This is a genomic window from Desulfonauticus sp. (assembly GCF_055126295.1).
Map to the genome: position 1 here is coordinate 22,351 of NZ_JBSRHE010000018.1, position 12,383 is coordinate 34,733.

The 12,383-nt window shown below is 41.7% G+C and carries 13 protein-coding genes and 7 tRNA genes; 11 read left to right on the forward strand and 9 right to left on the reverse strand.

What is annotated here, in order from left to right; translation table 11 throughout:
* Window positions 1–51 precede the first annotated feature (51 nt).
* The 7 genes from ACTCIM_RS09950 to pncA all read right to left on the reverse strand — a co-directional run bounded on the left by ACTCIM_RS09950 (window position 52) and on the right by pncA (window position 5,010).
* Window positions 52–1,770 carry a tetratricopeptide repeat protein gene (locus ACTCIM_RS09950; RefSeq protein ID WP_464279338.1) on the reverse strand — a complete coding sequence of 573 codons (1,719 nt, stop codon included), beginning with the start codon at window positions 1,768–1,770 and terminating at the stop codon, window positions 52–54.
* Window positions 1,763–2,470, reverse strand: a complete 708-nt coding sequence (locus ACTCIM_RS09955; RefSeq protein ID WP_464279339.1) for a class I SAM-dependent methyltransferase — start codon at window positions 2,468–2,470, stop codon at window positions 1,763–1,765. Before ACTCIM_RS09955 ends, ACTCIM_RS09950 begins: the two co-directional genes overlap by 8 nt.
* An 80-nt stretch (window positions 2,471–2,550) precedes the next feature.
* A tRNA-Gly gene (locus ACTCIM_RS09960) sits at window positions 2,551–2,625 on the reverse strand.
* A gap of 24 nt (window positions 2,626–2,649) precedes the next feature.
* A tRNA-Cys gene (locus ACTCIM_RS09965) sits at window positions 2,650–2,724 on the reverse strand.
* 6 nt (window positions 2,725–2,730) lie between these two features.
* A tRNA-Gly gene (locus ACTCIM_RS09970) sits at window positions 2,731–2,805 on the reverse strand.
* 19 nt (window positions 2,806–2,824) lie between these two features.
* Complete coding sequence (locus ACTCIM_RS09975) at window positions 2,825–4,402, reverse strand: nicotinate phosphoribosyltransferase (RefSeq protein WP_472315406.1); 1,578 nt, start codon at window positions 4,400–4,402, stop codon at window positions 2,825–2,827.
* On the reverse strand, window positions 4,399–5,010 hold the full coding sequence (pncA, locus tag ACTCIM_RS09980; protein WP_472315408.1) for a bifunctional nicotinamidase/pyrazinamidase: 612 nt from the start codon (window positions 5,008–5,010) through the stop codon (window positions 4,399–4,401). The genes ACTCIM_RS09975 and pncA overlap by 4 nt, the downstream gene beginning before the upstream one ends.
* A 105-nt stretch (window positions 5,011–5,115) precedes the next feature.
* On the opposite strand from pncA, the gene ACTCIM_RS09985 reads away from it, so the two are divergent.
* Genes ACTCIM_RS09985 through ACTCIM_RS09995 form a run of 3 tightly spaced genes read left to right on the forward strand, consistent with a single transcriptional unit; the run spans window position 5,116 to window position 7,259 of the window.
* The gene (locus ACTCIM_RS09985) at window positions 5,116–5,451 is read left to right on the forward strand and encodes a winged helix-turn-helix domain-containing protein (RefSeq protein ID WP_035260149.1); all 336 of its coding nucleotides are present in this window, start codon (window positions 5,116–5,118) and stop codon (window positions 5,449–5,451) included.
* Complete coding sequence (locus ACTCIM_RS09990; RefSeq protein ID WP_472315410.1) at window positions 5,451–6,674, forward strand: ABC transporter permease; 1,224 nt, start codon at window positions 5,451–5,453, stop codon at window positions 6,672–6,674. The genes ACTCIM_RS09985 and ACTCIM_RS09990 overlap by 1 nt, the downstream gene beginning before the upstream one ends.
* Window positions 6,675–6,677: 3 nt before the next feature.
* Window positions 6,678–7,259, forward strand: coding sequence for a nitroreductase family protein (locus ACTCIM_RS09995; protein WP_464279343.1), 582 nt, complete (start codon window positions 6,678–6,680; stop codon window positions 7,257–7,259).
* Window position 7,260: 1 nt separating this feature from the next.
* On the opposite strand, the gene ACTCIM_RS10000 is transcribed toward ACTCIM_RS09995, so the two are convergent.
* Window positions 7,261–7,947, reverse strand: a complete 687-nt coding sequence (locus ACTCIM_RS10000; protein ID WP_464279344.1) for a DUF554 domain-containing protein — start codon at window positions 7,945–7,947, stop codon at window positions 7,261–7,263.
* On the reverse strand, window positions 7,940–8,380 hold the full coding sequence (locus ACTCIM_RS10005) for a CBS domain-containing protein (protein WP_029967176.1): 441 nt from the start codon (window positions 8,378–8,380) through the stop codon (window positions 7,940–7,942). The genes ACTCIM_RS10000 and ACTCIM_RS10005 overlap by 8 nt, the downstream gene beginning before the upstream one ends.
* A gap of 64 nt (window positions 8,381–8,444) precedes the next feature.
* Here ACTCIM_RS10005 and ACTCIM_RS10010 point away from each other — a divergent pair, with 64 nt between their 5' ends.
* The 8 genes from ACTCIM_RS10010 (at window position 8,445) to ACTCIM_RS10045 (ending at window position 12,232) form a co-directional block, all read left to right on the forward strand.
* Window positions 8,445–9,566 carry a geranylgeranyl reductase family protein gene (locus ACTCIM_RS10010; RefSeq protein WP_472315412.1) on the forward strand — a complete coding sequence of 374 codons (1,122 nt, stop codon included), beginning with the start codon at window positions 8,445–8,447 and terminating at the stop codon, window positions 9,564–9,566.
* A 26-nt stretch (window positions 9,567–9,592) separates the two neighbouring features.
* Entirely contained in the window at window positions 9,593–10,240 is a 648-nt protein-coding gene (locus tag ACTCIM_RS10015) for a protein-L-isoaspartate(D-aspartate) O-methyltransferase (RefSeq protein ID WP_029967166.1), read from the forward strand.
* A gap of 2 nt (window positions 10,241–10,242) precedes the next feature.
* Complete coding sequence (locus tag ACTCIM_RS10020; RefSeq protein WP_472315414.1) at window positions 10,243–10,827, forward strand: YqaA family protein; 585 nt, start codon at window positions 10,243–10,245, stop codon at window positions 10,825–10,827.
* A 10-nt stretch (window positions 10,828–10,837) separates the two neighbouring features.
* Window positions 10,838–11,710 carry an Mrp/NBP35 family ATP-binding protein gene (locus ACTCIM_RS10025; protein WP_464279347.1) on the forward strand — a complete coding sequence of 291 codons (873 nt, stop codon included), beginning with the start codon at window positions 10,838–10,840 and terminating at the stop codon, window positions 11,708–11,710.
* A 74-nt stretch (window positions 11,711–11,784) separates the two neighbouring features.
* Window positions 11,785–11,860: transfer RNA gene (locus tag ACTCIM_RS10030), tRNA-Thr, on the forward strand.
* A gap of 45 nt (window positions 11,861–11,905) precedes the next feature.
* Window positions 11,906–11,991 (forward strand) — tRNA-Tyr (locus ACTCIM_RS10035).
* 67 nt (window positions 11,992–12,058) lie between these two features.
* Window positions 12,059–12,135, forward strand: a tRNA-Gly gene (locus ACTCIM_RS10040).
* Between the two features lie 21 nt (window positions 12,136–12,156).
* Window positions 12,157–12,232 (forward strand) — tRNA-Thr (locus tag ACTCIM_RS10045).
* Window positions 12,233–12,383 lie beyond the last annotated feature (151 nt).

Here is a 12,383-nt window from a genome sequence, read left to right on the forward strand (position 1 = left end):
GTTTATTAAGATAAGAAATTGTTTTTTGTCAACGTTTTTTTAGATAAGCTATTATTCCAAGTCAGCTAATTCTTTCCTGGCAAACTCCAGATGGGGTTCTAATTTAAGGGCTTCTTTTAAAAAATAAGCAGCATTTTTCTCATTGCCAAGACGTTTATAACAAATTCCCAGGTTAGCTAAATCTATAGCTGAGCCACTGTCCAGATCCAGGGCACTTTGAAAGTCCAGCAGGGCCAGGTCATATTTTGCTTGTTTAAAATAAGACACTCCTCTTAAATTATAATATTCTTTGACTTCTGGAGAAAGCTCTATGGCTTCATCCAGGTAGGGTACTAATTTTGCCCATTCTTCTTTTAAACTCAAGGTATAGGCGAGATAAAAAAGAGCCAGGGCCTTTTCTTCAGCGTCTGGTTGTAAGGGAATGCTTTGTTCAAAAAGTTCGAGGGCCTTTTCTAAATTCTCCAAGCGGAGTTGAATAAGGCCTTTAAAAAAGGGAATAAAATATCCTTGAGGATAAATGGCGGCCAGGGTTTCTATTTTTTCTATTGCCTGTAAAGGCTCTTCTTCTGCTAAAATGCGCCCCACAAAAAGTCCTAAGCTGGCGTGAGGAGTGCGTTCGCGAAATTCAAAACCAGGAATTATGTTGTAATTGGTAGGTACTTTTAGGTCTGGATGAGCAGTATCTATGCTATAAAGAGTATATCCCTGCTCCTTTAACCTTTCACAGAGCTTTTTTAATTCCACATAGATATCCTGGTCTTCCAAAGTGGGTAAACTATTTAGGTCTACCTTTTCTCCCTGGATAATCCAGTCTATTTCTTCCAGGGACTTAAACTTGGAAAGACCAGAAGCCTCGTAATTGCTGTTGGTTTCAAAATCACCTGCCAGCTGAGCTATTTCCGTAAGGGCTCTTATGGCAGCTTTGGTGGGTGTGGAGGCAGTTCCTGCAGTAAAGACAATTTCGCTTAAGTGAGGAAAGGTTACAGGGTCATAAGCCAGGGCTCCCACAGTAGGAGCAGGAAAACCTAAAGAAAAGTCCTTTAGCCACACTTTTATGTTTTGTCTTTGAAATTTGGCATAAAGTTCTTTTAAAACCGGGTCCTTAAAGGAAGCAGGGTCTATGGTGGGAGTAATTAGTTTTTGACGGTCAATAAGAGCACAGACGTGTCTTTCTATGAGTTCACAGGCTCCTTGGAGCAGGGATTCTTCGTAGGTATTGCCAGCTGAACAGCCGTTAAATTCATTTAATTTTTTAAACCAGTCAAAGGGTAGGTAAACTTCCTCTTCCTCAGGTACATCCAGGGCCAGGCAGAATTTCCACCGTACCAGGTCTAAAATTTCCAATCCTTCTTTTTCTGATAAGTTTTCTTGGACTGAGAATAGGATTTCTCTAAGGGGAATGAGTTTAGAGCCGAACTTTTTCTGTGCCTCACTAAAGGTAAGCTGGTGAAAATTAGCAGGAGTGTTGACAAAGCTAAAATAACTAAAGCGTTCCACCAGCTCCATTAGGGCAGAAGCCTGGGCTTGAACAGGCGAAGCCCCCTTGCCCATCTGTTTTCTGGTGGGCATAATTTGTCTGGCTTTGGTTCCACAGAGGCTTAAATATACTGGTATATCTAGCCTACCTGTATCAATTCTTTTTAGTTCCAGTAAGATTTCTTGCCCGTGTCTTTGGAGGAGTTGGCTAATATTAGCTACAGTTTCCTCTGGAGAAAGGGCCTTGTCTAAGTCTTTAGTGTATTTTTTAGGACAACTATTTAGTTTAAACATGTTTTTTAGCCCTCATTCTATAGATTTGACAGAGAAACTTTTCTTTGTCTTCTGGATCCTGACTTTTATAGCCAATGGTCTTTTCCTGGATGTGAAATTCCTTTTGGGCCAGAGAAAAGAATTTTTTGGCCTTGCGAGTGTAGTTCTGGGCCAGAATTACTTCACTCTGAGAGTTATTTTTTAAGTTTTTTAGAAAAAATTTAAGCAAAGGTCGGTAGGTGTCTTCCAGGTACAAGACCTCAGAACCAATGATATAATCATATTTTTCCTGCAAAACAGCAGTGGTAAAGTCCACCTTTTGAACTCTGGCCTTTTTTTGCAGGTTGTTTTTGAGAATATTTATTTGAGCAAATAAAAGGGCATCTTCTTCCACATCAGAAATGGTTACTTCCATGCCTTTGGCTGCTAAAAAAAGGCCACATATACCCAATCCTGCCCCTATTTCTAAAACTTTGCCTTCTGCAGGCAAGTACTTAAGTAAAAAGTAGCTTAAAAGTAAAGAAGCTGGCCAGATTTTGGCCCAATAGGGTAGGTTTATTTGCTCTTGACTCTCTACGAGCTTGTCTAAGTATTGCTCTAAATCTTTGATTTGAGCTATGTGCAGTTCTATATCAGCCACCTTTAGAGGTTCAAAAAAGAGAGTAAACTTTTGCTCAGCCAGAGATTGTAAAGAAACTAAATCCATTTCTGAATATTTCATGCTAAAATCCTTAACTGTTTATTGTAAAAAATACGGATTATCCTTGAGAGAGGAAGAGAAATATAAAAAAGTATAAAGAATGGAGCGGGAGACGGGATTTGAACCCGCGACTTCAACCTTGGCAAGGTTGCACTCTACCACTGAGTTACTCCCGCTTATGGGCAGGCCTTTAAAAGAACTGGAGGCGGCATCCGGATTTGAACCGGAGAATGGCGGTTTTGCAGACCGCTGCCTTACCACTTGGCTATGCCGCCTTTTTTTGGAGCGGGAGACGGGATTTGAACCCGCGACTTCAACCTTGGCAAGGTTGCACTCTACCACTGAGTTACTCCCGCTCAAATGAGAAGACCTTCTTTATTCAAACCCCAGCTCTCTGTCAAGGGTTTGTCTTGGAGGTTGATATTTTTTTAACAAATCCATTTTAAGTTTAAAAAGTTTGGGACTTAAGGATACATGATATATATGTGGATTTATTAGTCTTTTTACTCCACTATCCAGGTTTTGCAAGTCCTGCTGACGCACTTGCTTGATGGTGTTTAGTTCTGGAAATTCATAGATTACTTTGCCCTGGGTTTGAATGGTGGTTTGCAGGGCTTCGATTTTTTTCACTTCTTTTTGGTGAATTATTCTAGAGATATTGGGGTCTGTGGGATGATGGATTTGCATATCTTCTTGCGAAAATAGTTCTTCCTCTTTCAGGCAGATGAGGTCCACCATGGCCTTATCTCTCTTATCGTAAAGGCGGAAGGTCTTTTTATGTCCTGGATTGATAATTTTGGCTGGAGAGTTGGATATTTTTAGGGCTGGTTGCCATTTTTCCTGGTGATAAATTCCAGTGAGCTTGTACACTCCATCCAGGCTGGGTTGCCCTTCAGAGGTGAGCATTCTCGTGCCTACGCCAAAGACAAGTTTAGATATAACTTCTTCAGCATCCAGCCTATGTTCCTTACATTCTTGTTCTATTTGATTTAAAATTTGCTGGATTACCAGTTCGTCTAACTGATTGGAAAGCACGATGGATACTTCTTGAAGCCCGGCTTTTTTTAACTCCAGATAACATTGGACAGACAAATAGGCCAGGTCTCCAGAGTCAATGCGGATGCCCAGAGGAGTATGCCCTTTTTGCTTTAAGTCCTGAAAAACCTTAATGGCATTGGGTAGTCCACTTTCTAGGGTGTTGATGGTATCAATAAGGAGTACGCAGTCATCGGGAAAAATTTCTGCAAAGGCCTGAAAGGCATCCAGTTCTGAACCACCCATGGCCATAAAGGCCTGGACCAGACTGTGGGCATGGGTGCCTTTGGGAGGCAGGTTTAAAGCCCTGGAAGTGCCTATGTTGGAGCTAAAATCCACTCCTCCTATCAAAGCACCTCTGGTGCCCGCATTGGCTCCCAGTCCATGGGCCCTGCGCATGCCAAAGTCTATCACCATTTGCCCTCTGGCTGCTTCTTTTATCCTGGAGGCCTTGGTAGCAATGAGGGTCTGGTAGTTTAAATGATTGAGTAAAGGAGTTTCTACTATCTGAGCCAGGGCCAAAGGCCCGCTTATACTGACCAGAGGTACCTGGGGATGGACTACCCTTCCTTCAGGGATGGCCTCAATATGTAATTTGCTAAAATCACACTCTTTTTCCAGCCAATTTAAAAAGGAAGAGCTAAATAAGGGTTGTTTATTTCTTCCCCTTAAACTTTTCAGGTAAGAAATATCTTCTCTGGTGGGTTTGGCCTTATTTAGCCATTCAAAAAAGGTCTTTAAACCGGCAAAAACACAATAGCCTGCCTGGTGAGAACCATAGTGGGGATAGTGTCGGAAGAAATAGTCAAAATGGGCTCTTTTTTCCTGGATATTATGTTCAAAATAAACTTGGGCCATGGTGAGTTGATAAAAGTCTGTAAAGAGAAAACCAGAAGTACTTGGATTTAAGATGCTCATTTTATTTCCTCACTTGTAATTAGCCTGGCTCCCTTACCTTGCATTTCTTCCAGGGCCTTTTGTACATCTCCTGGGTTGAGGTCTACACCTCTGCAACCATCCACCACTACATAAACTTTATATCCCAGGGATAGACCATCTAAAACAGTAAACTTTACACAATAGTCAGTGGCCAATCCCAGGACATAAAGCTCAGAGACTTTTTTTTCTTGCAGGTAGTTATCCAGTGAGGTCTTTTGCTGCCTGGCATTGTCAAAAAAGCCACTATAACTGTCTATCTTAGGATGAGTGCCTTTATAGACGATATAGTCTATTTTTTCCCTGTTTAGTTTGGCTGGAAAATCTGCTCCCCAAGAATTTTGTACGCAGTGATCTGGCCAGAGGATCTGCTTTATCCCCTCAACTTCTATTATCTCTCCTATCTTTTTACCATGGGTAGAAGCAAAACTTATATGCCCCTTCGGGTGCCAGTCCTGGGTGGCTATGACCAGAGAAAATTTATTCAGGAGTTTATTGGCCACAGGTATAACTTCATCTCCTCTGGGTACAGGTAAGGCACCGCCCGGGCAAAAATCATTTTGGATATCTACCAGTAAAAGTGCTTGCATTTCCCTTTCTCCTATTTTCAGGTTGTTTTTCTTGGGATTTTGATTTAATTTAATAAATAGAACTTAATCCTTTTAAGAAAACTTGGCAACTTGAGGAGAATTTGGATGCTATCAGCAACTTTACATCTGAGACTGTGGTGGGAAAATGCACAAGGGCAGGTGGTATTTGGGCCAGGTAGGGCTTTATTGTTGGCCAAAGTTGAGGAAGTGGGCTCCTTGCATAAGGCAGCCAAGGAACTGGGGATGTCTTATCGGGCAGCCTGGGGAAAAATTAAAGCCAGTGAAGAGGCTTTGGGGGAAAAGCTTTTGATAAAAGAAAAAGGCAGTAAGAAATTACAACTTACGCCTTTTGCCCTTAAATTACTTACTGAATACGAACACTGGCGTAAGGATGTGTATAATTATGCTCAAAAACAGGCTCATTTCTGGGAGTTAAAATAGTGGAACTGGGTTTTTTATTAAAAATAGTGTGGAATTCCCTGGGAAGGTTTAAGTTAAGGGCTTTATTGACCTTGCTGGGTATTTTTTTAGGCAGCTTTTCTCTGGCAGGGGTAAACCAGGCTACCTTAATAATGCAGGAAAAGACCAGGCAGGAAGTGGAAAAGCTGGGGAACAACCTTTTGTTACTCACCAATGCTCAGGTACGGTTTAGACCCAGTGGTGGAGCCAGGTTGGGCAAAGAAGCAAAGACCCTTAAACTAAGAGAAGTCACTTACTTAGCTTCTCTTTTCCCGCAGGTGATTAGGTTTAGTCCTTTTGCCCGAAGGACCATGCCTGTTAAATATGCCAAAGATAAGGTTAGTTGCCAGCTTTTAGGGGTATGGCCTGGTTATTTGCAGGTTCGAAAACTTTCTTTAGTTCAGGGTAGATTTTTAACTGACCTGGATATGCAGGAAAAAGCAATGGTTTGCGTGTTGGGAGCTAAAATTGCTTCCAGACTCTTTGGAAAGCAAAACCCTGTGGGCAAGGTGGTGTATTTTTTTAGAGCTCCTGTAAAAGTGGTAGGAGTGCTTGCCCCTAAGGGCAGTGATATTGCTGGAAATGACCAGGATGAGCAGGTCTTTGTGCCCCTTAGTACCTATTTGCGTCGGCTTAGCAATCAGGATTGGATTTCTGGAGCTTATTTTAACCTTTCCTCTTCTACCTTTGAAGATTATGTGAAACAGGAAATGGAGAAGATATTAACCAGGCTTCATAAACTGCAGCCCCAGGAAGAAAAGGACTTTTCCCTGCTGGCTGCCAAGGATTTACAAAAGCTTCAACAACAAGCTCTAGACCTGGTGAAGACTTTGGGGCTTATAAGTTCCCTTCTTTCTTTTGGAGTGGGCTCTATAGGAATTTTATCCATAATGATTCTTCTGGTCAGGACTAGAAAGCGAGAAATTGCCCTGAAAAGGGCTTGTGGAGCCAGAAAAAAAGATATTCTGGTGCAATTTTTACTGGAATCTTCTCTTTTAAGTTCAGTAGGAGGATTTTTGGGCATTTTACTAGTAGTTTTGCTGGTGCTTTTGGGCGTGGCGTTTAAGTTTTATCCTCTGGTCCTGGCTCCCTGGAGCCTGGGGGGGACTTTTCTTTTAGCCTGTATGCTGGGTTTTGTGGCAGGCCTTTATCCAGCCTGGGAGGCCAGCAATTTGGAAATATTAACTATTTTAAAGGAGGAGTGATAAATGAACATGCTTGAACTGGTAAGAGCAACACGCAGTTTTAGGCGTTTTGAGCCAAAAGACATCTCTCTGGAAGAGTTAAGAGAACTGGTAAACTTGGCCAGACTGACAGCTTCAGCAGGTAATAAACAGCCTTTGCGTTACATTTTAGTAACTGACCCTAAGGTAAGAGAGGAGATTTTTCCCTGTTTGGGATGGGCTGCTTATTTGCCAGAATTTAAAGGACCCAAGCCAGAAGAAAGGCCCACTGCCTATATAGCTTTTTTACTTAAAGAAGAGGAAATGATAAAAGAATTTTCTTTAGTGGATGTGGGTATTGCAGCTCAGACCATACTTTTGGCAGCCAGGGAAAAGGGGATTGGCGGATGTTTAATTGGTTCTTTAAACAAAAAGAAACTGGAAGAAATTCTGGAAATAGAGCCTGGTTATAGGTTGTTTTTAGTTTTGGCCCTGGGTTATCCTAAAGAAAAGGTGGTCCTGGAAGAAGGCCTGGTTAGAGGGGATATAAAGTACTTTCGAGATGAACAGGATGTGCATCATGTACCCAAAAGAACTTTGCAGGAAGTAATCCTGAAGGAAAAGTAATCTACAGAAAGGATTTTAATAAGAGTACGAAGAGAAGAGAGGGAAGTAAGTTGGTAATGGGAAGTTTTTTTAGTTCGAGAAGAGAAATGCCCAGCCCCAAAATAAGCACTCCTCCTACACCGGTTAGTTGATTTATAAGTAGGGGAGTAAAATAAGTCTGTAAGGAGTTGGCTAAAAAGGTTAGACTTAGCTGATAGATTAAAAGGGGAATTACAGAAAACAGTACACCTATTCCATAAGAAGCACTAAGGGCAATGGAAGTAAAGCCATCCAGAGTGGCTTTGGTAAACATAAGGGTAGGGTCCTGGCGTAAACCTTCATCAAAGGCTCCCAAAATGGTAAGGGAGCCTACACAAAAAATCAAAAAAGCAGTTAAAAGTCCCTGAGTAAAGGTAGAGGAAGAAGAATTAACTTTTTTCTTTAACTTTTCACTTAAAGCCACCAACTTTGCTTCCAGATTAAGACTTTCTCCCACTATGGCTCCGCCTAAAAGAGAAAAAATTAAGAGGAGCACATTTTCTACTTTTAAAGCCATCTGAATTCCTATAAGAAGGGTGCACAGACCAATGGCTTGAAAAACAGTGCGTTGAACCTGGGGAGGAATTCTATTTTTCAGAAAAATTCCAATTAAACTGCCCAGGATGACTGTAAGGCCATTTACCAGGGTCCCTACAGGTAAACTAGGCAAAATCTGTCTCCTTTTCCAGGGCTTCCAAGAGACTTATGGTCAGAGAAAGAAAGTCTGCTTCAGTTAAAATACCCACCAGTTTGCCACCTTCTACTACAGGTAAACAGCCGTATTTGTGTTTTAGAAGTAAGGATGCTGCTTCTTTTAGGGGGATTTTAGTAGAAACAGTAAGCACATCAGTGCGCATAATTTCACATACCGGAATACTGGCATCCAGTTCTTGTTGGGTTTCTTCGTCTATTTCAGCTAGTTTGGAAATAGTGGCAGCTAAGATGTCCCTGTGGGTTACCAGGCCTATAAAATTGTTTTTTGCATCTACTATGGGAATATGGCGAATTCTTGCCAGTTGCATAAGAGATTTAGCTGCAGCCAGGGTATCTTCTTTTTTTAAAGTAAAAACTTCTTTGGTCATGAGTTCTGCTACAGTTAACATAATTTACTCCTTTGCTTTCTTAAAGATGATAGATTAAAGACAGTAAAAAGACAAGAGGAAGGAAATGAAAAATTTGGATGTGGCAATTATTGGTCTGGGTCCAGCAGGAAGTACGCTGGGGTATCTTTTGGCCCAAAAAGGTTATAAAGTTTTAGGCATTGATTATAAAGCTTTTCCCAGGGAAAAGCTCTGTGCTGGCCTGATTACAGACAAAACCGCGCAACTTCTGGAACGGATATTTCCTGGAAGTGTAAGCTATCTGGAAGAAAAAAAGGTTATTGTGTTTAAATCTACTTCCTATGGAGTGGGTAATAGGCAGGGAATTTTCTGGCAGGGAAAATTGGAGCGACCCTTTCGCATTGTAGATAGAAAAAAATATGACTTTTTTTGGTATGAGCAATTTCAAAAAGCAGGAGGTAAGGTTCTTAAGGAAAGAGTAGTAAAGGTTAAAGAGGGTAAAATTTATTTGACCAATGGAGAGATACTTTCTCCTGGCCTTATTGTGGGAGCAGATGGAGTAAATAGCGTGCTCAGGCGTTTTTTAGCCCAGAAAAAGATAGTAAGACCTCCGCACAATAAAGAGCAAGCCCTGGCTTTAGAGACCTTTTTTAAGTCTTCAGAGGTTAATTTGCCCCATTTCCCCAGTATTTTTTTTGGCTATGTTCCTTCTGGCTATATTTGGGCCTTTCCTCATGCCAAAGGTTTTTGTCTGGGTATTGGTTCCAACAAGGTTAAGGATGGGAAAAGGTTAAAGGGGATTTTGGATGAGTTTTGCCTCTCTTTTGTCAAAACCAAAGCCCAAAAGGTTTATGCCCATTTTTTGCCTTATGGAGATTTTGAAAAAAGTCCTGCCTATGACAATTGTTTTTTACTAGGAGATGCGGCTGGACTGGCTGACCCCCTTTTGGGAGAAGGCATTTATTATGCCCAGCAAAGTGCTTTTTTGTTGGCTTCAGCCTTTTCTCTGGCCTCTAATAAGGGAAACATAAGAGATATTTACTTGCAATTACTTGCAGAAGAAATAAAGGAACTTCGGTTTGCCCTGTATTGGAGAAAGGTGGTTTTTTCTCTTTTATGGGTAAGGGATTTTTATCCTTTAAAATGGGCTTTTTTTAGAGGGGCCAGGTACTTAGAAGAAACCATTCAAGGAAAACGCTCTTTTTGTTTTTTAAAACCAAAAAGATAGTTAGATTTTGTAAGGAGCTAGGTTTAATGGCAGTTAGTGACTTTCGGCGTTTGCGAGAAAAAATGGTCAAAGAGCAAATAGAGGCCAGGGGAATAAAAAATCCCCTTGTGTTACAAGCCATGCGCAAGGTCCCCAGGCATCTTTTTGTGGATGAAGCTCTGCAGGTCCAGGCCTATAATGACCATCCTTTACCCATTGGCTATGGGCAAACCATTTCTCAACCTTATATTGTAGCTTTAATGTCTGAACTTTTGGAGCCTGAACCTGGCCTTAGTGTGCTTGAAATTGGCACAGGTTCTGGCTATCAAGCTGCAGTTTTGGCTGAGATGGGTATGAAGGTTTATACAGTAGAAAGAATTAAAAATTTGTATTTACAGGTGAGCAAGCGCTTAAGAACACTGGGTTATTATAATGTAAAGGTAAAGCTAGATGATGGTACTTTGGGCTGGCCTGAAAATGCGCCCTTTGAGCGAATCATTGTTACTGCTGGAGCTCCCCTGGTGCCTGAACCTTTGCTGGAACAACTGGCTGACCCCGGGATTTTGGTTATTCCTGTGGGTGAAAACAAGCGCAATCAAGAATTGCTAAAGATTACCAAAACAGAAGGAACATTAAAAAAAGAGAATTTAGGCAAAGTTATGTTTGTGGACCTGGTAGGAAAGTATGGTTGGTAGGCATGTTTAAAGAAAAATTTTGGCAAAGATTTTGGCATATTGCTGAAAGCAAGGGAGCAAAAAAAACTTTAATTCTGGTTTCTTTTACAGAAGCGATTTTTTTCCCCCTTCCTCCAGATTTGCTTTTAATTCCCATGGGGCTGGCTGAAAGAGAAAAGGTGTTTTCTTTGGCCCATCTTACTCTCCTTACTTCTGTTTTAGGCGGGTTGGTTGGGTATTTTTTAGGTTATTTTTTTATGGATACTCTGGGGCAGTGGCTTATTTCCCTGTATTCCCTGGAGGACAAATACATTTACTTGCAGACCCTTTACCAGAAGTATCAAGTCCTGGCCGTAGGTATAGCTGGCCTTACTCCTGTACCTTATAAGTTATGTACCTTAACGGCTGGTACTTTTAAATTAAACCTGGGATTTTTTTTATTGGTCTCTACCTTAAGCAGGGGATTACGCTTTTATTTGATCGCTGCTCTTATTTATTGGAAAGGGGAACAGGCTAGAGTTTTTCTGGAAAAAAGGCTGGACTTGGTCCTTACCTTGACAGTTTTGTTAATAATCTTAGGTTTTGGAATAGTAAAATTCTTAAAATAAGGAGTTTAGAATGTCTGGATGCAGCAGTTGTGGAAGTAAAAAGGATAATCTTGGCAAATCCATTCAAGATGAGCTTATTTCTTCTACCCTGGCTAAAATAAAGTATAAGATTTTTGTTATGAGTGGCAAAGGTGGAGTGGGCAAAAGCTCCATTGCCACCAACCTGGCTGCAGCCCTGGCCAGTAGAGGACATAAAGTGGGGCTTTTGGATGTGGACATACACGGCCCAAGTGTCCCTCATCTTTTAGGGCTTAAGGGTTTGCTTGATGTGGAAAAGGGAAAAATTATCAAGCCCAAGAAATTTAATGACAATCTTTTTGTGGTTTCCATGGAATGCTTGTTAAAGGACCCTGATCAAGCTGTGCTGTGGCGTGGCCCCATGAAAACTTCAGCCATTAGACAGTTTGTCTCTGATGTGGATTGGGGAGAGCTGGATTTTTTGGTGATTGATTCTCCTCCAGGTACTGGAGATGAGCCCATGACTGTTTTAAAAACCATCCCTGATGCTTTGTGTGTGGTGGTTACTACTCCTCAAGAAGTTTCTCTGGCTGACGTGCGCAAGGCTATTAACTTTTTGCAGTACGCCAAGGCCAATATCCTGGGTATAGTGGAAAATATGAGTGGGCTTATCTGTCCCCATTGTCAGAAGGAAGTGCCTTTATTTAAAAAAGGCGGGGGTAGGGAATTGGCCCAAAAATTAGGTCTGGATTTCTTAGGAGCCATACCTCTGGATCCAACCACTGTGGTGGCCGGGGATTTGGGCAAGCCAGTGGTGCTTTTAGAAGAGGATTCTTTTGCCAAAAAGGCCCTGCTGGAACTTGCTAAAATTGTTGAAGAGAAGGCCCAAAATAGCCTGGAAACCATTTCTTCTAGCCATGGTTAAAAAGAATTTGAAAAAAGAGAAAAAAAATACTTGCCATTTTTTTTAGAAGGGGCTAATTACCCTTCTTCCGTTGAGCTGGCGTAGCTCAATTGGTAGAGCAGCTGACTTGTAATCAGCAGGTTGCGGGTTCGAGTCCCATCGCCAGCTCCAGTTGACAATGTTGATTAAAGGGCTTAAGATTTAGCTCTTTCAAGTGGAGGGGTTCCCGAGTGGCCAAAGGGAACAGACTGTAAATCTGTCGGCGTAAGCCTTCGGAGGTTCGAATCCTCCCCCCTCCACCAGGAAATTTTAATTTTTAAGAGTAGGAGACAGGGAATCCTGTTGCTTGACTACTCCTATTTTTTAGTAGCGGGAATAGCTCAATTGGCTAGAGCATCAGCCTTCCAAGCTGAGGGTTGCGGGTTCGAGTCCCGTTTCCCGCTCCAAAAAAAAAGTCAAGCCAGTAGGCCCACGTAGCTCAGTCGGTGGAGCACTTCCTTGGTAAGGAAGAGGTCACCGGTTCAAGTCCGGTCGTGGGCTCCAGGTTTTCCTGCCTACAAGTTTGGGTTTATTCATATATTAATTAAAATTTTTTAACAGGGGGTATAGGTAATGGGCAAGGCGAAATTTGAGCGGAAGAAGCCGCATGTAAATATTGGTACGATAGGTCATATTGACCATGGTAAGACTACGT

Excerpts from the sequence above, each read along its gene's own strand:
- ACTCIM_RS09950 (WP_464279338.1), bottom strand. The coding sequence starts at position 1,770 with ATGTTTAAACTAAATAGTTGTCCTAAAAAATACACTAAAGACTTAGAC.
- ACTCIM_RS09955 (WP_464279339.1), bottom strand. The coding sequence starts at position 2,470 with ATGAAATATTCAGAAATGGATTTAGTTTCTTTACAATCTCTGGCTGAG.
- ACTCIM_RS09975 (WP_472315406.1), bottom strand. The coding sequence starts at position 4,402 with ATGAGCATCTTAAATCCAAGTACTTCTGGTTTTCTCTTTACAGACTTT.
- pncA (WP_472315408.1), bottom strand. The coding sequence starts at position 5,010 with ATGCAAGCACTTTTACTGGTAGATATCCAAAATGATTTTTGCCCGGGC.
- ACTCIM_RS09985 (WP_035260149.1), top strand. The coding sequence starts at position 5,116 with ATGCTATCAGCAACTTTACATCTGAGACTGTGGTGGGAAAATGCACAA.
- ACTCIM_RS09995 (WP_464279343.1), top strand. The coding sequence starts at position 6,678 with ATGAACATGCTTGAACTGGTAAGAGCAACACGCAGTTTTAGGCGTTTT.
- ACTCIM_RS10005 (WP_029967176.1), bottom strand. The coding sequence starts at position 8,380 with ATGTTAACTGTAGCAGAACTCATGACCAAAGAAGTTTTTACTTTAAAA.
- ACTCIM_RS10010 (WP_472315412.1), top strand. The coding sequence starts at position 8,445 with ATGAAAAATTTGGATGTGGCAATTATTGGTCTGGGTCCAGCAGGAAGT.
- ACTCIM_RS10015 (WP_029967166.1), top strand. The coding sequence starts at position 9,593 with ATGGCAGTTAGTGACTTTCGGCGTTTGCGAGAAAAAATGGTCAAAGAG.
- ACTCIM_RS10020 (WP_472315414.1), top strand. The coding sequence starts at position 10,243 with ATGTTTAAAGAAAAATTTTGGCAAAGATTTTGGCATATTGCTGAAAGC.
- ACTCIM_RS10025 (WP_464279347.1), top strand. The coding sequence starts at position 10,838 with ATGTCTGGATGCAGCAGTTGTGGAAGTAAAAAGGATAATCTTGGCAAA.